This window comes from Hymenobacter endophyticus, assembly GCF_032464715.1.
Classification (GTDB): domain Bacteria; phylum Bacteroidota; class Bacteroidia; order Cytophagales; family Hymenobacteraceae; genus Hymenobacter; species Hymenobacter endophyticus.
This window is the reverse complement of the sequence record NZ_JAWDJT010000009.1, coordinates 70,088-93,605: the sequence shown is the minus strand read 5'-3', so window position 1 is coordinate 93,605 and position 23,518 is coordinate 70,088. Positions and strand designations below refer to the sequence as shown.

20 protein-coding genes are annotated in these 23,518 nt (G+C 59.7%); 14 read left to right on the top strand and 6 right to left on the bottom strand.

Going from position 1 to position 23,518, the window contains the following annotated elements:
- Window positions 1-122: 122 nt before the first annotated feature.
- The 11 genes from ROI90_RS14095 to phhA all read left to right on the top strand — a co-directional run bounded on the left by ROI90_RS14095 (window position 123) and on the right by phhA (window position 12,142).
- Window positions 123-1,427, top strand: coding sequence for an alpha/beta hydrolase-fold protein (locus ROI90_RS14095; protein WP_315998996.1), 1,305 nt, complete (start codon window positions 123-125; stop codon window positions 1,425-1,427).
- 267 nt (window positions 1,428-1,694) lie between these two features.
- A complete protein-coding gene (locus tag ROI90_RS14090; protein ID WP_315998995.1) occupies window positions 1,695-3,110 on the top strand; it encodes an anthranilate synthase component I family protein in 1,416 nt (471 codons plus the stop codon).
- A gap of 108 nt (window positions 3,111-3,218) precedes the next feature.
- Window positions 3,219-3,788, top strand: a complete 570-nt coding sequence (locus tag ROI90_RS14085) for an anthranilate synthase component II (RefSeq protein ID WP_315998994.1) — start codon at window positions 3,219-3,221, stop codon at window positions 3,786-3,788.
- A 93-nt stretch (window positions 3,789-3,881) separates the two neighbouring features.
- A complete protein-coding gene (gene trpD, locus ROI90_RS14080) occupies window positions 3,882-4,874 on the top strand; it encodes an anthranilate phosphoribosyltransferase (protein WP_315998993.1) in 993 nt (330 codons plus the stop codon).
- A 172-nt stretch (window positions 4,875-5,046) separates the two neighbouring features.
- Entirely contained in the window at window positions 5,047-5,859 is an 813-nt protein-coding gene (gene trpC, locus ROI90_RS14075) for an indole-3-glycerol phosphate synthase TrpC (protein ID WP_315998992.1), read from the top strand.
- A 13-nt stretch (window positions 5,860-5,872) separates the two neighbouring features.
- Entirely contained in the window at window positions 5,873-6,556 is a 684-nt protein-coding gene (locus tag ROI90_RS14070; protein WP_315998991.1) for a phosphoribosylanthranilate isomerase, read from the top strand.
- A gap of 27 nt (window positions 6,557-6,583) precedes the next feature.
- Complete coding sequence (gene trpB, locus ROI90_RS14065) at window positions 6,584-7,780, top strand: tryptophan synthase subunit beta (protein ID WP_315998990.1); 1,197 nt, start codon at window positions 6,584-6,586, stop codon at window positions 7,778-7,780.
- Between the two features lie 144 nt (window positions 7,781-7,924).
- Window positions 7,925-8,704 (top strand): tryptophan synthase subunit alpha, encoded by a 780-nt coding sequence (gene trpA, locus ROI90_RS14060; RefSeq protein ID WP_315998989.1) that lies wholly within the window; start codon window positions 7,925-7,927, stop codon window positions 8,702-8,704.
- Window positions 8,705-8,767: 63 nt separating this feature from the next.
- Window positions 8,768-9,781: a 3-deoxy-7-phosphoheptulonate synthase gene (aroF, locus tag ROI90_RS14055; RefSeq protein WP_315998988.1), complete on the top strand. Its 1,014-nt coding sequence runs from the start codon at window positions 8,768-8,770 to the stop codon at window positions 9,779-9,781.
- A gap of 602 nt (window positions 9,782-10,383) precedes the next feature.
- Entirely contained in the window at window positions 10,384-11,118 is a 735-nt protein-coding gene (locus ROI90_RS14050; RefSeq protein WP_315998987.1) for a phenylalanine 4-monooxygenase, read from the top strand.
- 265 nt (window positions 11,119-11,383) lie between these two features.
- Window positions 11,384-12,142 carry a phenylalanine 4-monooxygenase gene (gene phhA / locus ROI90_RS14045; RefSeq protein WP_315998986.1) on the top strand — a complete coding sequence of 253 codons (759 nt, stop codon included), beginning with the start codon at window positions 11,384-11,386 and terminating at the stop codon, window positions 12,140-12,142.
- A gap of 202 nt (window positions 12,143-12,344) precedes the next feature.
- Here the strand turns inward: phhA and ROI90_RS14040 are convergent, their stop codons facing one another.
- The 5 genes from ROI90_RS14040 to ROI90_RS14020 all read right to left on the bottom strand — a co-directional run bounded on the left by ROI90_RS14040 (window position 12,345) and on the right by ROI90_RS14020 (window position 16,980).
- Window positions 12,345-12,830 (bottom strand): Mpo1 family 2-hydroxy fatty acid dioxygenase, encoded by a 486-nt coding sequence (locus ROI90_RS14040; protein ID WP_315998985.1) that lies wholly within the window; start codon window positions 12,828-12,830, stop codon window positions 12,345-12,347.
- 274 nt (window positions 12,831-13,104) lie between these two features.
- On the bottom strand, window positions 13,105-13,968 hold the full coding sequence (locus ROI90_RS14035; protein WP_315998984.1) for a dienelactone hydrolase family protein: 864 nt from the start codon (window positions 13,966-13,968) through the stop codon (window positions 13,105-13,107).
- Window positions 13,969-14,082: 114 nt separating this feature from the next.
- The gene (locus ROI90_RS14030) at window positions 14,083-15,399 is read right to left on the bottom strand and encodes an ABC1 kinase family protein (RefSeq protein WP_315998983.1); all 1,317 of its coding nucleotides are present in this window, start codon (window positions 15,397-15,399) and stop codon (window positions 14,083-14,085) included.
- Window positions 15,400-15,552: 153 nt separating this feature from the next.
- Complete coding sequence (locus tag ROI90_RS14025; RefSeq protein ID WP_315998982.1) at window positions 15,553-16,221, bottom strand: TetR/AcrR family transcriptional regulator; 669 nt, start codon at window positions 16,219-16,221, stop codon at window positions 15,553-15,555.
- Between the two features lie 45 nt (window positions 16,222-16,266).
- The gene (locus ROI90_RS14020; protein WP_315998981.1) at window positions 16,267-16,980 is read right to left on the bottom strand and encodes an SDR family NAD(P)-dependent oxidoreductase; all 714 of its coding nucleotides are present in this window, start codon (window positions 16,978-16,980) and stop codon (window positions 16,267-16,269) included.
- Between the two features lie 200 nt (window positions 16,981-17,180).
- On the opposite strand from ROI90_RS14020, the gene ROI90_RS14015 reads away from it, so the two are divergent.
- Together ROI90_RS14015 and ROI90_RS14010 are read left to right on the top strand one after the other, a co-directional pair.
- Window positions 17,181-20,630 (top strand): pyruvate carboxylase, encoded by a 3,450-nt coding sequence (locus tag ROI90_RS14015; protein WP_315998980.1) that lies wholly within the window; start codon window positions 17,181-17,183, stop codon window positions 20,628-20,630.
- A 77-nt stretch (window positions 20,631-20,707) separates the two neighbouring features.
- Window positions 20,708-21,448 carry a hypothetical protein gene (locus tag ROI90_RS14010; RefSeq protein ID WP_315998979.1) on the top strand — a complete coding sequence of 247 codons (741 nt, stop codon included), beginning with the start codon at window positions 20,708-20,710 and terminating at the stop codon, window positions 21,446-21,448.
- A gap of 74 nt (window positions 21,449-21,522) precedes the next feature.
- On the opposite strand, the gene ROI90_RS14005 is transcribed toward ROI90_RS14010, so the two are convergent.
- Window positions 21,523-21,960, bottom strand: a complete 438-nt coding sequence (locus ROI90_RS14005; RefSeq protein ID WP_315998978.1) for an META domain-containing protein — start codon at window positions 21,958-21,960, stop codon at window positions 21,523-21,525.
- A gap of 211 nt (window positions 21,961-22,171) precedes the next feature.
- Here ROI90_RS14005 and ROI90_RS14000 point away from each other — a divergent pair, with 211 nt between their 5' ends.
- Complete coding sequence (locus ROI90_RS14000; protein ID WP_315998977.1) at window positions 22,172-23,416, top strand: M20/M25/M40 family metallo-hydrolase; 1,245 nt, start codon at window positions 22,172-22,174, stop codon at window positions 23,414-23,416.
- Window positions 23,417-23,518 lie beyond the last annotated feature (102 nt).

The window sequence follows — 23,518 nt, the reverse complement described above, 5'->3', positions numbered from 1 at the left end:
ACACTATGATACGCTTTCTTCCCGCCGCCGCACTGGCCTTTTTTGCATCCAGCGCACACGCTCAAACAACTTTCCGGCTGACCTCAGTGCCGGCTGCCACACCTGCCAATGCCGCTTTGTATATGGCTGGATCATTTAACAACTGGAATCCAGCCAGTACTTCCCACGTCTTGGTCCGGGCTACCGACGGGAGTTACCAGCTTACCCTTCCGGCTTCAGTTACCGGGACAGTTGAGTTCAAGTTTACCCGCGGCTCCTGGGCCACCGTTGAGGCCGATGCGCAAAGCGCCGATATTGGCAACCGGCGCTACACCATTGGGAGTGGCCCTGCTACCGTAGACTTGCAGGTAGCTGGCTGGAAGGATCTGAGCAGCGGGGGCGGTAGCTGCCAGAGTACGGCCTTGCAGCCCAATGTGCAGGTGCTCAGCGCTACGTTCCAAGTGCCTCAACTGAACCGTACGCGCCGGGTGTGGGTATATCTGCCCAACGACTACGGTACGGCTGCTGCCAAGCGTTACCCCGTGCTGTACATGCACGATGGGCAGAACGTGTTTGACGCCTGCACCAGCTTCTCGGGGGAATGGGGCGTGGACGAAACTTTGAGCCAGTTGCAACAGCAGGGCGTAGATGCCACCGGCTCCATTGTGGTGGCTATTGACAACGGCGGCTCCGACCGGCTCAACGAGTACTCGCCCTGGAATAACCCCCAGTACGGCGGCGGGCAGGGCGACCAGTACGTGGACTTCCTGGTGCAAACGCTCAAACCCTACATCGACCAAAATTACCGCACCCTCACTGGGCGGGAGTTTACCGGCATTGCCGGTAGCAGCATGGGTGGGCTGATTTCGACCTATGCGGCCCTGAAATATCCGCAGGTGTTCAGCAAAGTGGGCGTATTTTCGCCGGCGTTCTGGTTTGCTGAGAAGCCGTTGTTCCAGTACCTGCGGCAGCACCCGGCCAACCCCGCCACCCGGTTCTACTTCGTGAGCGGCAGCTCCGAAAGCCAGACGATGGTGCCCCTGATGCAGGCCATGCGCGACTCGCTGGCAAAAGGCGGCGTGCCGGCCGCCAACCTGAGCTTCAACGCCAAGGCCGACGGGCAGCACGCCGAGTGGTTCTGGAAGCGGGAGTTTTCAGCGGCTTATCAGTGGCTGCTACAGCCGGCCGTGGTAACCGGCACCCGCAAGGCACAGGCTCTGGCGTTCAGCGCCTACCCCAATCCGGCCAAAAACCAGCTAACGGTGCAGTTGCCCGCCGATGTGCGGGAGGCCAAGGCCGAGGTACTGGATATGGCTGGCCGTAGTGTACTGCGGGAGAAAGTGAAGGCCGGTGCCGTGCTCAACGTAAGCGGACTAGCCAAAGGGACCTATTTGTTGCAGCTTACGGCCGGCTCCCGTCGCGGCTCCCAGGTGTTGGTAAAAGAGTAAATTTGAAAAAAAGCGGGCGTTGGTTGCAAGTTTCGCAACCCACAGTACCTTTGTGGCGTTCAAGCCCGACAACAACTCTTCGGAAATGACTCTTTCAATGAACCTGCAAGCATGGTGGTGGCCCTACGGAGAATCCGGACGGGACAACCTGTGTGCGCGCTAAGGTCATCTGAATACCTTCGCAATACTTCACCAGAAAGCCCGGCCGACCAGCCGGGCTTTTTTTGTTGCCCGGCACTGGCCTTCCTCTACACAACCAGCTGCCTTATGCAAACCTTCCAGCTTACTACCCGCTTCCTGCGCGTTCTGGCCGATACTGTAACGCCCGTGGGCCTCTACCTGCGCCTGCGCGACCGGTACCCTAACTGCCTGCTGCTGGAAAGCTCCGACTACCACGGCCAGCAAAATGCGTTCAGCTACCTGGCCTTCGACCCATTGGCCCGGTTTGAGCTGCGGGGCCGGGACCTGATGGTGGAGTTGCCCGATGAAACCTTACACGAAGAAACCCTGGCGGATCCGCGCGAGGCCCTGACCCGCCTGCAGGAGTTTTCGGCGGCCTTCCAGACCGAGCCCACCGGCCACGACTTTATTACCGGCGGCCTGTTCGGGTACATGGGCTACGAGGCGGTGCAGGCGTTTGAGGAGTTGACCCTGAACCCGGAGAAGCAGGTGGCCGGTCAGATTCCGGATATTCTGTACTGCACCTACCGCTACGTTATTGCCATCAACCACTTCCGCAACGAGCTGTTTGTGTTTGAACATACGCTGGCCGGAGAGCCGGAGGAAAACAGCGGCCTGACGCGTTTGGTGAACCTGATTAAGAATCCTTCGTTGCCCGACTTTACCTTTGAGCGGGTGGGAGAGGAGCAAACCAACCAGACTGATGCCGAGTTTATGCAGGTGCTTACCCAGGGCCAGCAAAACTGCCTGCGCGGCAACGTGTTCCAGATTGTGTTGTCGCGGCGGTTTCAGCAGGGGTTTTCGGGGGACGAGTTCAACGTGTACCGGGCGCTGCGCTCCATCAATCCCTCGCCTTACCTGTTCTACTTTGACTACGGCTCCTTCAAAATCTTCGGTTCCTCGCCCGAAACGCAGCTGCTCATTAAAGACCGCCAGGCTAGCCTGTTCCCCATTGCGGGCACATTCCGCCGCACCGGCCACGATGCTGAAGATGCCGCGCTGGCCCAGAAACTAGCCGAAGACCCCAAGGAAAACGCCGAGCACGTGATGCTGGTGGACCTGGCCCGCAACGACCTGGCCCGCCACGGCGACCAGGTAGAGGTAAAAGTGTTCCGGGAGGTGCAGTACTACTCCCATGTTATTCACTTGGTAAGCGAGGTGACGGCTCGGCTGACGCCCACGGCTACGCCCTTGCAAGTGGTGGCTGATACGTTTCCGGCCGGTACGCTCTCGGGGGCACCCAAGCACCGCGCCATGCAGCTGATTGATGAGTTGGAACCCACTGCCCGCGGATACTACGGCGGGGCTATTGGCTATCTGGGCTTCAATGGCGACTTCAACCACGCCATCATGATTCGCTCGATGTTGAGCACGGGCGGGCAACTCTATCTCCAGGCCGGTGCGGGCGTGGTGGCGGCTTCTAATCTGGAGTCGGAGCTGCAGGAAGTGCACCACAAGCTGGCGGCGCTGCGCAAGGCCTTGCAGGAAGCGGAGCAAGTGTAAATGAGGTGTCAGTTGTTGGTTGCTGGTTGTTAGGCTCGATTTCGTCTCCTTTCAGCCCGCAACCCGACAACTAGCAACGGACAACTATCAACTGACAACTAGCTCTGGATGAACATTCTCGTTCTTGATAACTACGACTCCTTTACCTACAACCTCGTGCAGCTGCTGCGGGAGTTGGGGCATACCGACAACGTGACGGTGATTCGTAACGATAAGCTGAAGGTGGAGGACGTGGCCGCTTACGATGCCGTGCTGCTTTCCCCCGGCCCGGGCGTGCCCACGGAAGCCGGGCTGATGCCCGAAATCATTCGGCAGTACGCGCCTACCAAGCGAATTTTGGGGGTGTGCCTGGGCCACCAGGGTCTGGCCGAGAGCTTTGGGGGTGAGCTGTACAACCTGCCCGCGGTGCTCCACGGCATTGCCACCGATGCCAAGGTAGTAGCCGAAGACCGGCTGTTTGCCGGGTTGCCCGACCACTTCCAGGTAGGGCGCTACCACTCCTGGAGTGTTCGGCCCGAAAGCATGCCGGCGGCGCTGGAAGTAACCGTCCGCGACGCTAACGGGGAGGTGCTGGCTTTTCGTCACCGCGACTATGATGTGCGGGGCGTGCAGTTTCACCCGGAGTCCATTCTGACGGAGCACGGCCACCAGATGCTGCGCAACTGGCTGGCTGAGTAGCCAGAAACCTGCGCCCCGCCTCCGTACTACTTCATCTACTCCGCATTTTAACTCACTGGCCAGCCGACTAATAGCCGGCCGTCAGCCCACAAAGTGAAACACTTACTGAATCAGTTGTTTGAGCAGCAGCTCCTGAACCACGCTGAGGCGCGGGAGGCCATGCTGCGTATCGGGCAGGGAGAGGCCAACGCCGCCGAAATGGCCGCTTTCATGACCGTGTACCGCATGCGCCCCATATCGGTGCCCGAGCTGGCCGGTTTCCGCGAAGCCCTGCTCAGCCTTTCCCGCAGCCCCGAGCTGGGCACCCACGATACGGTGGACATTGTGGGCACCGGCGGCGACGGCAAGGACACGCTCAACATCAGCACCCTGGCCTGTTTTGTGGTGGCCGGGGCCGGCTACAAGGTTACCAAGCACGGCAACATCGGGGTATCGTCTACCTGCGGCTCCTCGGATGTGCTGGCGCAGCTGGGCGTGGAGTTTGGGGTGAGCAACTCGGTGCTGCAGCGGCAGCTGGCGGAGGCAAATATCTGCTTTCTGCACGCCCCGGCCTTCCACCCGGCCATGCGCCACGCCGGGCCGGTGCGCCGGGAGTTGGGCGTGCGCACCTTCTTTAATATCCTGGGCCCGCTCGTAAATCCGGCCCGCCCTAAGTATCAGGTGGCCGGCACGTTCAGCCTGGAGCTGCTGCGCCTCTACCACTACCTGCTACAGCAAACCGACACCCGCTACGCCGTGGTGCACGCCCTAGACGGCTACGATGAACTCTCGCTGACGGCCGCCGCTAAGTTGGCCACGCCCACCGGCGAGCAGCTGGTATCGGCTGCGGACCTGGGACTGACGACCACCACGCCGGAGGAACTGGCCGGTGGCAAAACGCCCGCTGAATCGGCGAAGCTGTTTCTGGCGGTGCTGGATGGGCAGGCCACCCGCGCCCAGCGCGACGTGGTAACGGCCAACGCGGCCCTGGCCATCAGCTGCCTGGAACCCACGTTCAGCTTCGCCGAGGCCCTGGCTGCCGCCCAGGAGTCCTTGGATTCGGGGCGGGCCCGGCAGGCGCTTACCCGGCTGGTTGCGGCTATTTGACCCCAGTAAACAGGTCTTGTCATCCTGAGCGGCGCGAAGGACCTTATCAAACCTGAACGACTGTTGTTACGCTTCGTGCGGACGGCACAAGATCCTTCGCTCCGCCCAGCACGTCACCCGATTTTTGAAAACAGCTACCAGGCAACAGCCAGTAGCTAACAGCTTATACCCCATGACCATCCTCGATACCATCATTGCCCATAAGCGCCAGGAAGTAGCCGACCGCCTCAGTCTGGCCCCGGTCAAGCTGCTGGAAAAAAGCCTCTACATGAACTCCCAGCCGCTGAGCTTGCGCCACTACTTGCTGCGCGACGACTTGAGCGGCATCATTGCTGAGTTCAAGCGCAAATCACCGAGCAAAGGCATCATCAACGCCCATGCCCCGGTGGAACGCACTACGCTGGGCTATATGCAGGCCGGAGCCTCGGCGCTGTCGGTACTCACGGATTCGGAATTTTTCGGCGGCAAAAATGAGGACCTCACCACGGCCCGGCGCTATAATTTCTGCCCTATTCTGCGCAAGGATTTCGTGGTAGATGAGTATCAGGTGCTAGAAGCCAAAAGCCTGGGAGCCGATGCCGTGCTGCTGATTGCCGCCGTGCTGACCGGCGAAGAGGTGCTGCGCCTGGGCCGCCTGGCTAAGAGCCTGGGGCTGGAAGTGCTGCTGGAAATTCATAATGCCGAGGAGCTGGACAAAACTCTTCACCCCGACGCCGTGAGCCTGGTGGGCGTGAACAACCGCAACCTGCACGATTTCTCCGTGAGCCTGGATGTTTCCGGAGAGCTGGCCCAGCGCATTCCTGATGAGTACGTGAAAGTGACGGAAAGCGGCCTGACCTCGGCGGCGGACATTGAGGCGCTGCGGGCCGTAGGCTACCGGGGCTTCCTGATGGGCGAAACCTTCATGCGTCACGCCCGCCCCGAAAAAGCCTGCGCCGCCCTGGTGCAGCAACTCCGCGCCACCGAAGCCATTACCCTGCTCTAACCAACTCCACCCAATGCCAGCCTACCCGACCGGCCTGCGCCTGAAAGTCTGCGGGATGCGCGAGGCGGCCAACATAGCCGCCGTAGCCGCCCTGCAACCCGATTTTTTGGGGTTCATCTTCCACCCGAAATCAAGCCGATACGCCGGAGGCCGCCTCACGCCCAAGAGCCTCGCGCACCTGCCCGCTAACATCTGCAAAGTGGGCGTGTTCGTGGATGCGCCTGTGGCGGAGGTGCAGGCCCGGGCAACGGAGCTGGGCCTGAACGCGGTGCAGTTGCACGGCTCGGAAACGCCGGCGGAGTGCCAGGCGCTCCGGGCGGCGGGCTTTACGGTGCTCAAAGCCGTTGCCGTAGGGGAGAAGCTCGACCAAACGGCCTTGCTGCCCTACGTAGGCCACGTCGATTACCTCCTGTTTGATACCGCTGGCCCCCAGCCGGGCGGCAACGGCACAGCCTTCAACTGGGCGCTGCTGGAACAGTACAACCTGCCGGTACCCTATTTTCTGGCCGGTGGGCTGGAGCTGGCCCAGGCCGATGCTTTGCGGAACCTGCGCCTGCCGGGCTTGTTTGCCCTAGACCTGAACAGCAAGTTTGAGCTTGCGCCGGGCCTGAAAGACGTTGATACGCTGCGGCAGATGTTCACGGCCATTCGCGCTGCCGGCCCCGCAGGCTGCATCCCCTCACAACCGAACAGCTAACCGCCATAAGCCCCTGGCTTCCCAACCATGACCCCAACCTACCAACAACCCACAGAACGCGGCTACTACGGCCAGTTCGGGGGCGCGTTCATCCCCGAAATGCTCTATCCCAACGTGGAAGAGCTGCGTCAGCAATACCTGCATATTCTGGCCGACCCCGCGTTTCAACAGGAGTACCAGCTGCTGCTACGCGACTACGTGGGCCGGCCCACGCCGCTGTTCGAGGCCAAGCGCCTCTCGGCCAAGTACAACACCCGAATCTACCTCAAGCGCGAAGACCTCTGCCACACCGGCGCCCACAAGGTAAACAACACCGTGGGGCAGATTCTGCTGGCCAAACGCCTGGGCAAAACGCGCATTATTGCCGAAACCGGCGCCGGGCAGCACGGCGTGGCCACGGCTACGGTGTGCGCCCTCATGGGCATGCAGTGCATTGTGTACATGGGCGAAATTGACATGGAGCGGCAGAAGCCCAACGTGTACCGCATGCGCTTGCTTGGGGCCGAAGTACGGGCGGCCATGAGTGGTAGCCGCACCCTCAAAGACGCCACCAACGAGGCCATCCGGGACTGGATCAGCAACCCCGTGGATACGCACTATATTATCGGCTCGGTGGTGGGCCCGCACCCGTACCCCGACTTAGTGGCGCGCCTGCAGGCCGTTATCAGTGAGGAAATGCGCAGGCAGCTGCTGGAGAAAACGGGCTCCGAGCTGCCCAATTACGTGGTGGCCTGCGTGGGCGGCGGCTCCAACGCGGCCGGGGCGTTTTACCATTTCCTGGAAGAGCCGGCTGTGCAGCTGGTGGCCGTGGAAGCAGCCGGGCACGGCGTCAACTCGGGCCACTCGGCGGCTACGTCGGTGCTGGGCAAACCGGGCATCATCCACGGCAGCCGCACCCTGCTCATGCAGGACGAGGACGGGCAGATTACCGAGCCATATTCCCTCTCGGCGGGCCTTGATTACCCCGGCATTGGGCCGCTACACGCGTTTCTGGCCGATTCGGGTCGGGCCCGGTTTATCAGCATCGAAGATGAGGAAGCTCTGGTAGCCGTGGCAGAGCTCAGCCGCTTGGAAGGCATCATCCCAGCCCTGGAAACGGCCCATGCCCTGGCGGCTCTAAGTCAGTTAGGGGCGGGGCCCGATGATGTGGTCGTCATCAACCTCTCCGGCCGCGGCGATAAGGACCTGGAAACCTACATCAAGTACGCTGACGCTATTATGTAAGGCAATGGCATTGTCATGCTGAGCGCAGCGGAGCGGAGTCGAAGTATCTCGCTTAAAGCGTTGAGCTACTGCTGCAACGTCCGCACGCGTGACGCTTCGACTTAGGCTCTGCTTCGCTCAGTATGACAGATATTATCACGTGACATGAACCGCATCAAAGACGCCTTCAACAAAAAGCAGAAGAACCTGCTCAACATTTACTTCACGGCTGGCTACCCCAGCCTGCACGATACGGTGCCCCTGCTTAAAGCCCTGAGCGAAGCCGGGGCCGACCTCATCGAAATTGGGATGCCGTTTTCGGACCCATTGGCTGATGGGCCGGTGATTCAGGCGAGCAGCACGGTGGCCCTGGCCAATGGCATGAACCTGCGGGTGCTGTTTGAGCAGTTGAAAGGAATTCGCCAGGAGGTACCCGAAACGCCGATTCTGCTGATGGGCTACCTCAACCCGGTGATGCAGTTTGGGGTGGACAACTTCTGCCGCGAAGCCGCTGCTGCCGGCGCCGACGGCGTTATCCTGCCCGATTTGCCCCTCGACGATTATGTGGCCGAGTATCAGGATATCTTCCGCCGCCACAACCTGCGGCCAGTGTTCCTGATTACTCCGCAAACCGCCCCGGAGCGCATCCGTCGCATTGATGAGCTAACCGACTCGTTCCTCTACCTCGTGTCGGGGCCCGGCACCACGGGCGGGGCCAACACCCAGGCCGAGGGCGTGCAGGAAGCGTATTTCCAGCGCATCGAAGCCATGAACTTGCGCAACCCTCGCCTCATCGGCTTCGGCATCGGCGACAAAGCCTCGTTCCAGAATGCCTGCCAGTACGCTGAGGGCGCCATCATCGGCTCCGCCTTCATCCGCGCGCTGGAAGGTGTTGACGACGCCCCAGCCGCCGCCAAGCAGTTTGTTTCTTCTGTCCTCAAGTAAGTAGCAGTTATGAATCTGTCATCCGGCGCTTGCGCAGGATGACAGACGATTCTCCCTCCCCACATGATCATCCAACTCGACCCCCATATCACCGAAACCTCGAAGGCCGATATTCTGGCCCGCATCACGGGGCTCAAGTATAAAACCACGGAAGTTAAAACCCAGCGTGCCCACTACCTGGTGGCCATCGGCAAAGCCGATATCGACCTGCGTACCATCGGCCAGCTGCCCGGCATCCTCGACATCCACCGCGTATCCGACGACTACAAGCTGGTGAGCCGCAAATGGCGCGTGCGCCCCACCGTACTCGACCTCGGTGACGGAGTACGCATCGGGGAAGGCTCACTCACGCTGGCGGCCGGCCCGTGCAGCATCGAGAGCGAAAAGCAGATGGAGCTAATCATGCAGCACCTCGTGGATAACGATGTGCGCATTATGCGCGGGGGCGTATTCAAGCCCCGTTCGTCGCCGTACGCGTTCCGGGGGTTGGGTATGGAAGGCCTCAAGGATTTCCACCGCATGGCCCGGGAGCGGGGCATCAAAATCGTGACGGAGGTAATGCAGGTGTCGCAGGTGGAGGAGATGCACGACTACGTGGATGTATTCCAGGTGGGGGCGCGCAACACCCAGAATTTCAACCTGCTAGATGCGCTGGGCGGCGTGGATAAACCCGTAATGATTAAACGCGGAATTTCGGGTACTCTGGAAGAGTTGCTCTCCTCAGCCGAGTACGTATTTTCGGGGGGCAATGAGAAGCTAATCCTCTGTGAGCGGGGCATCCGGACCTTTGAAACGGCCTCGCGCAACACACTGGATTTGAATGCTGTGCCCATTTTGAAAGAGAAAACCCACCTGCCCGTCATCGTCGACCCCTCCCACGGCATCGGTATCCGGGAGTACGTGCCCACGATGGCGCTAGCCGGCGTAATGGCCGGGGCCGATGGCATCATCTACGAAGCCCACGAAAAGCCCGAAGAAGCCGCCTCCGACGGCGCCCAAACGCTGAATTTTCAGGAATCAGAGCGCCTGATCCGCAACCTGCGCAAAGTGTACCAGCTGCGCGAGGAGTTGGAGTAAGTGCGTTAGGCAGGCTACATAGGAACTTCCGACGGAGCAAAGTTGGAACATCACCCCCGCTTTACCTGCGCTATTTAACGAAGCGCTGGCAGCACCTCAACTTCGCTCCGCAGAACAACCTGATTGATTTAACTCCGCACGCAGTAGCACCCGCCACTTCTCAACTCGTTGCTACGTGATACCGTCAACTGATTGACTGACCGTGGTTGGAATATCAAGCGTCGCGTTTGGACTAGGTTTAGCAGAACTGGCATGTTTGAATGTGTGGCTCCCTTACTTGATGGGGGATGAGCTAATGAACGACTGTATTTTCCATCATAGACCCTGCAATACAGGGTACGTTATGAACTAAATAGATGTATTTAGGGGAAATAGCCGTAAAAAATAGAGGGGCTTAAAAACTGTGTATTCTGAAATTCTTCTATATTTGCATCAACATGCTGAATCTATCTGTGAAGTGCTTTATGACCATTAATCGTCCTGTCCAGGACGAGGTCGGGCGCTTTTGCGGATAGGGAGAACAGCAGCATGTTTCTCCTCTGAAATCCACACAAGAGCCCGACTCCCGCAAGGAGCCGGGCTTTTTTTCTGCCCTTTCCGCTATGATACAGCAACGCTACGACCAGTACACTTCCCAGGATCAGTTGGTTTGGAAGGTATTATTTGACCGCCAGACGGCCCTGCTTCACAAGCGAGCCTGCTCGGCGTTTGGCAAAGGCCTGGAGGCAGTAGGGTTTCACCGCAACGCCATTCCTGATTTTGGGGAGGTAAGTCAGCGGCTGCGTAAGGCCACCGGCTGGCAGCTGGAGCCCGTGCAGGGCATGCTGAACGATGCCGAGTTCTTTGGGCTGTTGGCCCAGCGCAAGTTCCCGGCCACCGTCTGGATTCGGAGCATGGCGCAGTTTGATTTCATTGAGGAGCCTGATCTGTTTCACGGCGTGTTCGGGCACGTGCCACTGCTCATGGATCAGGCTTTTGCCGATTTTCTGCACTTCCTGGGTCAGGTAGCGGCGCAGCACCTCGACGACCCCACTGCCCTGGCTCGCCTGGAACGGCTCTACGGTTTCACGGTGCAGTTTGGGTTGGTAGAGGAGCACGGGCAGACGCGGATGTACGGGGCCGGTTTGCTCTCTTCTTCCGGTGAAATTCACCATTGCATCGGCGACGTTGCCCGCCGCTTCCCTTTCGACCTGGCCACCGTGCTGCACACGTCCTACAGCGAGGCTCATTTACAGGACCAGTATTTCGTGCTCAACAGCTGGGAACAGCTCACCGAAAGCGTAGCTGAGCTGGCCGCTCTGCTGTCGAGCGGCTGGGAGCTGCAGCCAGTGGAGTAGCGCCCTTTGCTCGGCTGTGCTCAGCACGAGGGGGCTTTATTAAAGCCGATAAACCAAAAACCTGCTTACCTTTGCTGCCCATGCTGCTGTTCACGTCCCGCTATTATTACGCCGCCACTTATTACGCTCCCCTCCGGAGCGGAGCGGCCACGGCGTACGCGAGGATCTGAGCATAGCACTTCACCCTCCCAACGTCTTTTCAAGCCTGCTTCCGCTTCCTGCGGAGGCAGGCTTTTTCTTTTTCTACCTTTTTTGTTCTCGTTTTATGCAGTCTGTTTCTGCCGCTCCCGTTGCTTCCGCCACCTTGCCGCTGCTCACGCAAGCTTATTCCCACTACACTGCCGCCGACCAACACGTGTGGCAGCTGCTGTTTGACCGCCAGATGGCGCTCCTGCCCGGCCGCGCCGCCGAGGCGTTTCTGGAGGGCGTACGCCGGGTAGGCTTCAGGCGGGATGCTATTCCCGATTTCCAGGAGGTGAACCCGCGCCTGCGGGAACTGACGGGCTGGGAGCTGGTGGTGGTGCCGGGCATTGTAGATGACGCCATCTTCTTCCAGCTGCTGGCCGACCGCAAATTCCCCGCTACCACTTGGCTGCGCACCTTGGAGCAGCTTGATTACCTCGAAGAGCCCGATATGTTCCATGACGTGTTCGGGCACGTACCACTGCTGACGGATGCCAGCTTTGCCGATTTTCTGCAGAAGCTGGGTGCGGCCGCCGTGCACCACGGCCGGCGCTGGCCCGGCACGTTGGAGCAGTTCACGCGCCTGTACTGGTTTACGGCCGAGTTTGGCTTGATGCAGCAGCCCGATGGCCTGCGCATCTACGGGGCGGGGCTGCTGTCTTCGCACGGCGAAGTGAAATTTAGCCTCAGTGACGCGCCCACCCGCCTGCCCTTTACCCTCAATGGTGTGCTGGACACCCCCTTCGAGAAAGACAAATTCCAGGACCTCTACTTCGTGCTCGATGACCTGCAGCAACTGCCCGAAAGCCTGGCTCAGCTTCAGGCCCGACTGCTGGAGTAGGTTTTTGGGGTGAGGTGATGGACAAGGTAGAACGTCATGCAGAGGCGCAATCGAAGCATCTCGCGTGCTGACATTGTTTCAATAGCCCAGGGATTAAACCCCGGGCCATGGAGTGGTTGACGGTGCAATATCATTCATACATCAGCACGCGACATACTTCGATTGCGCCTCTGCATGACGTTTTACTGCATCCAACAAACCATCAATACCGCCAGCCCAGCCGGCGGTAGATGAAATGCAGCAGCCATAGCGGGCCGATGAGCAGAAACTGCAGGTCTTTGAGGAAGCTGGGCTTCTTGCCTTCCACCTTATGGCCCCAGAACTGGCCAATCCAGGCCAGCACGAATATGATGAGGCAAATGGCCCACAGAGGCAGGGGCGCGTAGCTGCCCACGAAGCGGAGCATGCCGGCCATCAGCAGCCACACCAACAGCATACCTACCGCCAGACGGGGGCTCAGGCGCACATAGTACCCCAACGCCAGCACCAGTACCACCGTGCCCCAATTCAGCCACGGACTCAGAACACGCACGGCCGCCAGCACTGGCACTGACCACAACAGTCCCAGAATGGCGAACATAATCAATGGCACGCACACCCAATGTACCAGCTTATTAGTGGGGTTCTGGTGGCTTTCGGCGTACTCGTTCAGCAGTTGCTGAACCGGGGAAGCGAGAATGGTAGACATGGCGCGGGACGCTAGTGGGAGCTAAAAGGTAGCAGATTCTCTGCGGTATGGAAAATCAGGAAGAGGCGCGTGTGCGTCCCGGTGCGTGCTGACGTTGTTGCGGTGGTGTGGTTCCGGTTGTTCTGGCAGAAGACGCGAAGTGTCGCGTCTCTACAATCATTCAGGCTGAAACAAGAGAAGGCTGCCCGCTCGGGCAGCCTTCTCTTTGTGGCAAATTCAAGGACAGTAGCGCAAACCACAAAGTCGGCGCTACTGTCCTTGATACCTCCGAAAGCTATTTTAGCTTCAGGTTCTTCTGTAGGTAGGTGACGGCAGCGGCGTGGGCGTCGGCGGCCATGGCTTTGTTGTACTTGGGGTTAGAAGGGTTGGCGAAGGCGTGGTCGGCATCGTAGGTTTTCACCGTGAGGCCTTTTTTGGCGGCGGCCATGTCCTTGCGGAACTGGTCTACTACTTCCTGGTTGATCCACTTGTCCTGCTTGGCAAACACGAACAGTACATCGGTGTTCAGCGTTTTGAGCTTAGCCACGTCCTTCTCCGGCATGCCGTAGTAAGCCACGCAAGCCTTTGCTTTGGAGCCAGCCAATAGCGCCGTCTGGATGCTCCAACCGCCACCGAAGCACCAGCCGATACTGCTGATTTTGGCATTGGGGCCGGCGTACGTGAGGGCCCCGTTAATGATGGCCTGGGCACGCTCGGTTTTTACGCCCTGCATCAGCTTGCCGGCTTGGTCGGCGTTGGTGGCTACCTGGCCGTCGTAGAGGTCGAGAGCAATGATGTTGACGCCGGGCAGCTCCTCGGCGAAGCGGCCGGCTTCCTGTTTGATGTAGTCATTCAGGCCCCACCACTCATGAATCACGAAGAGGTATTTATCCGACTTGGCTTTGCTTTTGATTTCGAAGGCTTTACCTGGCTGACCGTCGGTGGTTTTAAACTCAATCAGGCGGCCTTCGCCGGCGTAGGTGAAAGGCAGTGGAGCATCATGGCCCCCCGAGAAGTCCTCGTTAGAGGCCAGCATGGCGAATACCTCGGTAGCAGCCTGGCCGGCAGCGGGTTTGGTGCAGCAGCTCATCGTCGATTGGGCCGAGGCTACCGATACTAGGTTTAACAGCGCCGCGCAGAGGGTCCAGATTCTTTTCATGAAAGGGAAATAGAGGTGGGAGAGAAAAAGCATCCTGACGCAACTCGTGTAAATACACAGGTTGGTCAGGATGCTTAAACTCTGGTGTGCCGGTTTGGTTTGACAACCTATCAATTATTCGGTAGGAGTGGTGCGGATGAAGGCGCGCAGCTCCGTAAGCAGGGCGTAGAGGCCCACATAGGTGCGGTTGATGTAGATGAAGTGCTCGGAGCCCCGGGGCTCACGCTGCTGGCGCAGCTCGGGCTCCTGCATCAGGTCGTCGCCGAGGGCATAGAGGCTCTGCATGTAGGCCGGGTCGCCAAAATCGAAGGTGGGCTGGCGGAAGGGGCGGCCCACCAGCTCCAGGGAGGCCTGCATGGTGCGCACGTAAAATTCGCGGCGGGCGGCGGGGTCATCGGGGCGTAGCACGCCACCCTCTTCCAGCAGCGCCGCCAGGCGGGCGGGGTCGGCGAGGGTTGCAGGCGTGAGCAGGGCCGTGAACAGACGATGCACCTCGGCCGGAATTTCCTTTACGCAACCAAAATCCAGCACGCCCACGGTGCCACCGCTGTTGTCAGTGAGCAGGAAATTGCCGGGGTGCGGATCGGCGTGCACTTGGCGCAGTTCGTTGAGCTGGAACATGTAGAAATCCCACAGAGCTTGGCCAAGCTGGTTGCGCACTGCCTGGCCGGGGGTAGTTTCCAGAAACTCCTTCATGTGCTGACCGGGCAGCCAATCCATGGTCAGGATGCGGCTAGAAGACAGCTCGGGGTAGTACATGGGGAACTGCAGATGAGGCAAGTGGGCACAAGCGGCGGCAATCTGCTGGCCCCGGTTTAGCTCCAGGGCGTAGTCGGTTTCCTCCAGCAAACGGGTTTCCACTTCCTGCATGTAGGGGCGCACGGTGGCCTCATCAAGGCCCAGTACGCGCAGCGCAATAGGCTTCACTAGTCTAATATCAGAACGGATGCTGTCGGCCACGCCTGGGTACTGCACTTTTACAGCCAGCTGCAAGCCCTGCTTGCGGGCCGCGTGCACCTGCCCGATGCTGGCCGCCTGGCGGGCGTTGATGTCAAACTCATCGAACACCTCAAACGGCGACTTGCCAAACGCATCCCGAAACGCCTTCACTACCAGCGGGCCCGACAACGGCGGGGTCTGGTACTGGGCCTGGGCAAACTGGTCGGCGTAAGCGGTGGGTAGCAGGTTTTTTTCCATGGCCAGCATCTGGGCCACTTTCAGCACCGAGCCTTTCATTTCGCTGAGCGTACCGTACAGCTCGGCCGCGTTGGCGGCGTGCAGGTCGGCGGTAGGGCTATCAGCGCCCACGGCCCGCTTGGCGTAGTGCTTCACGTAGTTGGCCCCCACGTTGAGGCCGGTTTTGGCGAAGCGCGCCGCCCGGGCTACTTTGGTGGTAGGAAGGGAAGTGAGAGGCTTGGGGGTATCGTCCATATAAATAGACCGTTTGCGCTTGTCATCCTGCGCAGCGCGAAGAACCTAACCACGCCTGCCGGATTATCGCGCTAACGGCTTGTGCTTACGCTGTAAGGTCCTTCGTGCTGCGCAGGATGACTGCTGGTTGAAGTGTTATCGTTCGGAAAGAAGCTACCGGCGCACCAGAAACCGGATGAAATCAGTCGCCGAATCCAGGGTGTTACGGCCCACCAGGTCAAAGCTCAGGGTAACCGCCTTTTCCACGGCGGCATCGGTGCGCGCAAAGTCCACGGTATCATCCTTGGCGAAAAAGCCCAGCACAAACAGCATTTGCTGCCAGAAAGCGCGGGGGTACTGGTCCTGCAGCAGCGGGCGGCTGGCTACTTCCTCGGTACGGCGGCCTTCCCGCAGGATTTCGCCCACAAACACCTCAAACTCCTGCCGGAAATCAGCGAGCACCCGGGGGGTAAGCCCTGGCATGCTGTGCAGAGAGCGGCGCAGGCTCTGGAGGGCATAGCTACGGTTACGTTTTAGCAGCTCCAGCAAGGTGTAGTAGAACCCGAGCAGCTTTTCGCGGCTGCCGTACTGCTCCCACACGGGCTCCTGGGCAGCTACCGTGCGCGCATCACGCCCGAAGTCGGCCCAGATTTCCCGGTCAATACCCTCAAAGTTGGCATAGAAGCGGTAGAAATCCTGTTCGGGTAGTCCCAGCTTGTGCGTAAGCTTGAACACCGAAGCCGGCGGCGCGCCCTTGCGCTGCACGTATTCCAGATAAGCTTGCTTGATGCGGGCTTTCAGTGCCGTGGCCGATTCGGCGGGAGGGGTGGGTTGCGGTTCCATAGTGGTATAACCCTGATTTGGATGATAAAGTTGAGGTGAAGCGCCCTACTTTAGCCGACCCATGCCCCCATCCACGGGTAGCACTTGGCCGGTAATAAAGGAGCCGTGGTCGGAGAGCAGGAAAGAGGCCATGTACGCCAGGTCTTCGGGTTCCCCGATGCGCTGGAGCGGGTGGCGCTTGGCGCTGGCTTCGGCCTTCTCGGGGGTATTGAGCAAGGCGGCGGCCAAGGGCGTATTGGTGAGGGAGGGGGCCACGGCATTCACCCGGATATTACTGGCGGCGTACTCGGCGGCTAGGGCGCGGGTGAGGCCTTCCACGGCGGCTTTGGCGGTGGCAATGCTGGCATGAAACGCCATGCCCGTTTCGGCGGCCACGGTGCTGAACAGTACCACCGAGGCGCCGCCCGCTTTCTTCAGCCGCTTCATGCTGGCCTGCAGCACCTGCACCGCGCCCAGCACGTTCAACTCAAAATCTCCGCGGAAATCCTCCACCGGAATCCGCTCGAAGGGCCGCAGCTTGATGTTGCCGGGGCAGTACACCACGCCGTGCAGTATCTCGGGCAGGCCGTCCAGCGTCGTGCCGAAGGGCTGGGTCACGTCGAGCGGCAAAAAGGTGGTGCTGAGCTCGGCCAACTCGGCCGACTGGTGGCGGGAGGCGGTATATAGGCTGGCGCCCAGGCCGTGCAGCAGTCGGGCCGTAGCCAGGCCAATGCCCGAGGAAGCGCCCACGATAAGAATGTTTTTACCGGAGAAATGCATGGTAGAAATTGTAGAAATCAGAAAGCTGTAGTTGATTAACTCGACCAGACAGCTTTGGTTTCACAACTTCAAAATCAGGCATACGGTACTCGATGTTCTGCGAAAAATAAACATTTAGCAAATATTCGCTGATGAATCCCGCCTTCGTTGCGTAGCTTGCACCGCTTCTCTGTTCCACTTTCCCTCTTCTCCTGAAACTGATGAACATCCGCAAACTGCTGGTCGCTAACCGGGGCGAAATTGCCATTCGCGTGCTGCGTGCTGCCACCGAACTGGGCATTCAAACGGTTGCCATCTACACCTACGAGGACCGCTACTCCTTGCACCGCTACAAAGCCGACGAAGCCTACCAGGTGGGCCGCGACGATGAGCCGCTGAAGCCCTACCTGGATATTGAAGGCATTATCCGGACGGCCAAGGAAAACGGGGCCGATGCTATTCACCCCGGCTACGGCTTCCTGAGCGAAAATGCCACTCTGGCCCGGCGCTGCCGCGAGGAGGGCATCATTTTCGTGGGTCCGCGCCCGGAAGTAATGGAAGCCCTCGGCGACAAAGTGGCCGCCAAGCGGGTGGCCGTGGAGTGCCAGGTGCCCATTATCGAGAGCAGTGAGCAAGACCTGACCGACCTGGACGTGGCCCTGGAGGAAGCCCACCGCATTGGCTACCCCGTGATGCTGAAAGCAGCCAGTGGGGGCGGGGGGCGCGGTATGCGCGTGATTCGGGATGATGAGCAGCTGGAGCGAGGGTTTTTTGAGGCCCGCAACGAAGCCCTGAAAGCGTTTGGCGATGATACCGTATTTCTGGAGAAGTTTGTGGAGCGGCCCAAGCACATTGAGGTGCAGCTGGTGGCCGACAACCACGGCGGCCTTACCCACCTCTACGAGCGGGATTGTTCGGTGCAGCGCCGCTACCAGAAAGTGGTGGAAGTGGCTCCGTCTCTGCACCTGCCCGACCACCTGCGCCACCTGCTGTATGAGTACGCCCTACGCCTAGGCCGGGCCGTGAACTACAACAACGTGGGCACCGTGGAATTCCTGGTGAACCCCGAGCAGGACCGCATCTACTTCATTGAGGTGAACCCGCGTATTCAGGTGGAGCACACCGTGACGGAGATGATAACCGGCGTGGACCTCATCAAAACCCAGCTGCACATTGCCGACGGCCGCCGCCTCACCGACGCCGAAATTGGGCTAGGGCCGGACATCACGCCGCTGAAGATGGGCTATGCCATTCAATGCCGCATCACCACCGAAGACCCCGAGCAGGATTTCAAGCCCGATTACGGCACCATTACGGCCTACCGCTCGGCGGGCGGGTTCGGCATCCGGCTCGACCAGGGCTCGGTGTATACCGGCGTAAAAGTGTCGCCGTTTTTTGACTCTCTGCTGGTGAAGGTATCGGCCCACGCGCCCACTCTGGACGGTGCGGCCCAGAAGATGGCCCGCACCCTTGATGAGTTCCGGGTGCGCGGGGTAAGTACCAACATTCAGTTTCTGCAGAACATCATTGCCCACCCGGTATTCATGGCCGGCGAGGCCAACGTGGACTTCATCAAGGACCACCAGGAGCTGTTCAAGTTCAAGCCCCGCCAGGACCGGGCCACCAAAGTCCTCAGCTTCCTCGGCGACGTAATTGTGAATGGCAACCCCGACGTGCGCGGCCTCGTGGACCCCAAGCGCGACCTGCGCAAGCCCCGCCTCCCGCAATTCGACCCTAGCACACCCCCGTCTCCCGGCACCAAGAACAAGCTCACCGAGCTGGGCCCCGAGGAGTTTGCCAAGTGGTTGCGCGCCGACCCGCAGATTCACTACACCGACACCACCCTCCGCGACGCCCACCAGAGCCTGCTGGCCACCCGTATGCGCACCTTCGACATGCTGAAGGTGGCCGAGCGGTACGCCCACCAGCACCCCCAAACCTTCTCCCTGGAGTGTTGGGGTGGGGCCACGTTTGATGTAGCCCTGCGCTTCCTGCACGAAGACCCCTGGGAGCGGCTGGCCAAGCTGCGCGCCGCCGTGCCCAATATCCTGCTTCAGATGCTGATTCGGGGGGCGAATGGCGTGGGCTACAAGGCTTACCCCGACAACCTCACGGAGCGGTTTGTGCAGCAGGCCGCCGAAACCGGCATCGACGTGTTCCGCATCTTCGACTCCCTGAACTGGATGCCGGGCATGGAAGCCTGTATTGGGTTCGTGCGCAACAAAACCGACCGGTTGGCCGAAGCCAGCATCTGCTACACCGGCGACATTCTGGACGCCAAGCGCAACCAGAAATATAACCTGGAGTACTACCTGCGCCTGGCCCGTCAGATTGAGGATGCCGGCGCGCATATACTGTGCATCAAGGACATGGCCGGGCTGCTGAAGCCCTACGCCGCCACCGAGCTGATAACGGCTCTGCGCGACACCATCAGTCTGCCCATTCACCTGCACACCCACGATACCAGTAGTCTGCAGGCCGCCACTTACCTCAAGGCCGTAGAGGCCGGCGTGGACGTCATTGACGTGGCCCTGGGCAGTCTCTCGGGCCTGACGGCGCAGCCCAACTTCAACTCCGTGGTGGAAATGCTGCGCGGGCAGGAGCGCCACCGGGAGTTCGACCAACTCTCGCTCAATGAATTCAGCAACTACTGGGAAACCGTACGCGAGTACTACTATCCGTTTGAGTCGGGGTTGAAAGCGGGCACTTCGGAGGTGTTTCAGCACGAAATTCCGGGGGGGCAGTACTCCAACCTGCGGCCCCAGGCGGCTTCGTTGGGGCTGCTCGACAAGTTTGAAACCGTAAAAACGACTTTTGCCGACGTTAATCAGCTTTTCGGTGACATTGTGAAGGTGACGCCCAGCTCGAAAGTGGTGGGGGATATGGCTCTGTTTCTGGTCAGCAACAACCTCACCACCCGCGACGTGCTGGAAAAAGGCCAGGGCCTCAGCTTCCCGGAATCGGTGCGGGAGCTGTTCAGGGGCGACATTGGCCAGCCCGAGGGTGGCTGGCCCGCCGAGGTGCAGAAGCTGATTCTCAAAGACGAGCAGCCCTTCACCGACCGGCCCAATGAGCACCTTGCCCCCATCAACTTTGAGGCAGAATGGCAGAAATTCGAGGAAAAGTTTGGCCGCCGCACCTCCTTCACCGATGTGCTTTCCTGGCTGCTCTACCCCAAAGTATTTGAGCAGTACTGGCAGCACCGGGAGGAGTACGGCGACGTATCGGTGATACCCACCCGCGTGTTTTACTACGGCCTGCAGCCCGGCGAGGAAACCATCATCGATATTGCCCGGGGCAAAAGCATCATCGTCGGTCTGCAAAGCATCGGGCCCGTGAACGAGGACGGCTGCCGCACCATCTTCTTCTCCCTCAATGGCCAGACGCGCAACCTGGAAATCCGGGATACCTCGGTGGAGGTGAAGCGCATCCTCAACCCCAAAGCCGATAAAGGCAACCCCCGCCAGGTAGGCGCACCGCTGCAGGGCATGCTAAGCCGCGTGCTGGTAGAAAACGGCCAACAAGTGCGCAAAAACGAGCCGCTCTTCATCATCGAAGCCATGAAGATGGAAACCACCATCACCGCCCCCGACGATACCACCATCCAAGCGGTGAGCCTCACGGAAGGCAGCCTAGTCAACGCCGACGACTTAGTACTGACATTGGGATAATTGCGCGGGAACAACGGAAAAACAGTAGTTTAGGGCACCAAACATTCCTCGTTCATTTACTGTATTTCTACCTCGTAATGCTTAGTCGGTTTTTCGGAATTGGGTGTGTGTCTTTGCTGGCCGGCTCGGCCTTCGGCCAGCAGACTTCCATCGGACAGGCGGGGGCAGCAGCCCAAGCTAACATGGACGCCCTAGTTGATGGGGCGGCAGCGGTCCTGCCTCGGGGCAACTCCTACGGTACCATTGGAACGCCCTATGTTGACAACCGTTGGCTACAAGGCCACTTGCTCATGACTACGGGCGTACCTTTAGCACCTATCCCGCTGAAATACGACGTATTGAATCGGCGGCTCCTGATGAGGCCCCTAAACCGGCGCGACTCGCTGGCTCTGGACGACCGTAAGCTGGCAGGCTTTGAGCTAGATGTGCCCGTTGGTCTGCAACCCGCGCACAAGCGCACCTTCCGGCGTTTCCTGGAGTCGCCTGTACCGGCGCAACGGGCCGAGTACGTAGAAGTTCTCCATGCCGGCAAGTACACGCTACTCAAACGCTTCGGCAAAACACTACTGAAGGCTAGCTATCAGGGCGCTTACAGCAGTGGGGAGCGGTATGACAAGATTGAGGATAAGCCTACTTATTTCCTGCTTCGCCCCGACCAAAAACTGGAGCCAGTAAAACTAACACTGAAGGCGCTGCAAGCTGCCGCTCCCGAGCTGGCACCGGCCCTGAAAAATGCGCCTGGTTCTAGCCAAGCCAAAACTGAAGCGGAATGGGCGGCGGTGCTGGCGGCCATTGATGCTAAAGCAGCTGCCGAATAAGAACCAGCACTTTCCCAGAACGAATCAGCCCCGACTACTTTCAGATGGTAGTCGGGGCTGATTTGTTCTGAAAGCTAACGGCCTCGGTGTAATTCGGCCAGCGGAGTTGTTGCCTGCTCACCGTACAGGCGTAGCGTATCCCCACTGATCTGGTAGGAGCGGGCGGTATTGAGTGCGCCTACAAAGCCCGTTTCCAGCGCCATATCCGGGCAGGCCATACGGGTGGACATCAACGGCCCAAAACGCAGCTGATTAGCCGCCGGCAGTTCCACGGCCCCCCGGAAACGGTTGCAGCTGGCCTGTCCCTCTACCTGCTGCTCCGTAGCGCTGAGCTGCAGGTACAGTTCTCTGGGGTCAGTGGGCGTAATGGCCTGTCCCGCCAATGCGTGCAGCACCCACCGGGTACCCCGCAGCTCCGCGGCTGGCACTGCCGCCGAAGCGGTAGTATTCGGAGTATTTTCGGTGGTTGGAACAGTGTTTTGGCAGGCAGCCGCAAACAACAGAAGAGGCAAACAAAAACGGAGCATTGGCAAACGAAAAGTCAGGGAAAAGCAAGAAGAAGAAATGGCAGCTTGGGTGCCGGTAACAAATGGTACCGGATAAAGAACAAAATGGTTATTTTGCGGTATGCGAAAAATTCCCCCCTTCGTTCTAGTACTTGCTCTGTTTGCCACTCAGGTTCTTGCTCAAAAAAAGTCTGCAACTGCTGCCGTAACTCCCAGTGTGCCCCAAGCCACCGTTGAGCGGATTATCCGTACGCTGGCCGCCGATGACATGCAGGGCCGCGCCACGGGCAAGCCCGGCAGTGTAAAAGCCGCCGAGTTTCTGGCCGCCGAGTTTCAGCGCATCGGCTTGGAGCCGTTGCCGGGTCTGCAAAACTTTATGCAGACGTTTCCGGCCTACGAAGCCCGTACTGCCGCCGCTTTTGTGTCCATTAACGGGGCAAAAGTAGCTCCCGATAAAATGCTGCTGATTTCGGGCCAGCCCCACCTCAACTGGACGGAGGCCGACGAGCCCGCGCCCCGGGTAGTAACCGTGGGCCCCCAGGATAACCTGATGAAGGAAATCCGGCCGTTGCTGGACCCCAAAGAAAACACCATCGTATTTATCGACCCCGTGCAAGCGGCGGCTTTTAACCGCGTAACCAGCTATGTAAAGCGCGGCGGCCTGCGTCCCGAGAAACCAGCCCCGTTCACCACCCTGCTGATCTTGGCCCCGCCAGCTGCTACGCCCCTAAAGTTTCAGGTAGCGGCCACCACTACCATCCGCACCGTGGAGCTGCGCAACGTGGTGGGCGTATTGCCCGGTAAGGATGCCGCCCGCGCCACCGAGCAAGTGGTATTCAGCGGCCACTACGACCACCTGGGCTTCCTGCCCGCCGTGGCTGGCGACTCCATTGCCAACGGCGCCGACGACGACGCCAGCGGCACTACCGCCGTGGTAGCTTTGGCCGAGTACTTCAAGAAGAAAAACGACAATGCCCGGCCGCTGGTGTTCGTGGCTTTCACGGCCGAGGAAATTGGCGGTTTCGGGGCTCGGCACTTCTCCCGACAGCTCGACCCACAGAACGTAGTGGCCATGTTCAACATCGAAATGATTGGCAAGCAGGCTAAGTTCGGTCCCAACACAGCCTTCATCACCGGCTTCGAGCGGTCCGACTTCGGCAAGATGCTGCAGGCTAATGCCAGGGGCTCCGTATTCCGCTTCGAACCCGACCCGTATCCCGAGCAAAACCTGTTCTACCGCTCCGATAACGCCACCCTGGCCCGCCTGGGCGTGCCCGCCCACACCATCAGCACCGACCAGATTCCGACCGACAAAAAGTACCACTCCGTGGATGATGAAGTGGAGAGCCTGGACCTGGCCAACATGACGGCCGTTATTACGGCCATCGGCCGGGCCGCCGCCGGCATCATCAGCGGCCAGCAAACGCCCACCCGCATTGCCCCCGAAACGGTGAAGCAGTAGAGGTATTGAGCAATTACTGCTTTAAACAACGGGGAGAAAAGTCTGGAGTAATAGACTTTTCTCCCCGTTGTTGGCTCTTATCCATTCTTGTTAAAATAGGAG

Excerpts from the sequence above, each read along its gene's own strand:
- aroF (WP_315998988.1), top strand. The coding sequence starts at position 8,768 with ATGATCATCCAACTCGACCCCCATATCACCGAAACCTCGAAGGCCGAT.
- trpB (WP_315998990.1), top strand. The coding sequence starts at position 6,584 with ATGACCCCAACCTACCAACAACCCACAGAACGCGGCTACTACGGCCAG.
- ROI90_RS14090 (WP_315998995.1), top strand. The coding sequence starts at position 1,695 with ATGCAAACCTTCCAGCTTACTACCCGCTTCCTGCGCGTTCTGGCCGAT.
- ROI90_RS14025 (WP_315998982.1), bottom strand. The coding sequence starts at position 16,221 with ATGGAACCGCAACCCACCCCTCCCGCCGAATCGGCCACGGCACTGAAA.
- trpA (WP_315998989.1), top strand. The coding sequence starts at position 7,925 with ATGAACCGCATCAAAGACGCCTTCAACAAAAAGCAGAAGAACCTGCTC.
- ROI90_RS14070 (WP_315998991.1), top strand. The coding sequence starts at position 5,873 with ATGCCAGCCTACCCGACCGGCCTGCGCCTGAAAGTCTGCGGGATGCGC.
- ROI90_RS14050 (WP_315998987.1), top strand. The coding sequence starts at position 10,384 with ATGATACAGCAACGCTACGACCAGTACACTTCCCAGGATCAGTTGGTT.
- ROI90_RS14085 (WP_315998994.1), top strand. The coding sequence starts at position 3,219 with ATGAACATTCTCGTTCTTGATAACTACGACTCCTTTACCTACAACCTC.
- ROI90_RS14015 (WP_315998980.1), top strand. The coding sequence starts at position 17,181 with ATGAACATCCGCAAACTGCTGGTCGCTAACCGGGGCGAAATTGCCATT.
- ROI90_RS14040 (WP_315998985.1), bottom strand. The coding sequence starts at position 12,830 with ATGTCTACCATTCTCGCTTCCCCGGTTCAGCAACTGCTGAACGAGTAC.
- ROI90_RS14035 (WP_315998984.1), bottom strand. The coding sequence starts at position 13,968 with ATGAAAAGAATCTGGACCCTCTGCGCGGCGCTGTTAAACCTAGTATCG.
- ROI90_RS14020 (WP_315998981.1), bottom strand. The coding sequence starts at position 16,980 with ATGCATTTCTCCGGTAAAAACATTCTTATCGTGGGCGCTTCCTCGGGC.
- phhA (WP_315998986.1), top strand. The coding sequence starts at position 11,384 with ATGCAGTCTGTTTCTGCCGCTCCCGTTGCTTCCGCCACCTTGCCGCTG.
- ROI90_RS14095 (WP_315998996.1), top strand. The coding sequence starts at position 123 with ATGGCTGGATCATTTAACAACTGGAATCCAGCCAGTACTTCCCACGTC.
- ROI90_RS14010 (WP_315998979.1), top strand. The coding sequence starts at position 20,708 with ATGCTTAGTCGGTTTTTCGGAATTGGGTGTGTGTCTTTGCTGGCCGGC.
- ROI90_RS14030 (WP_315998983.1), bottom strand. The coding sequence starts at position 15,399 with ATGGACGATACCCCCAAGCCTCTCACTTCCCTTCCTACCACCAAAGTA.
- trpC (WP_315998992.1), top strand. The coding sequence starts at position 5,047 with ATGACCATCCTCGATACCATCATTGCCCATAAGCGCCAGGAAGTAGCC.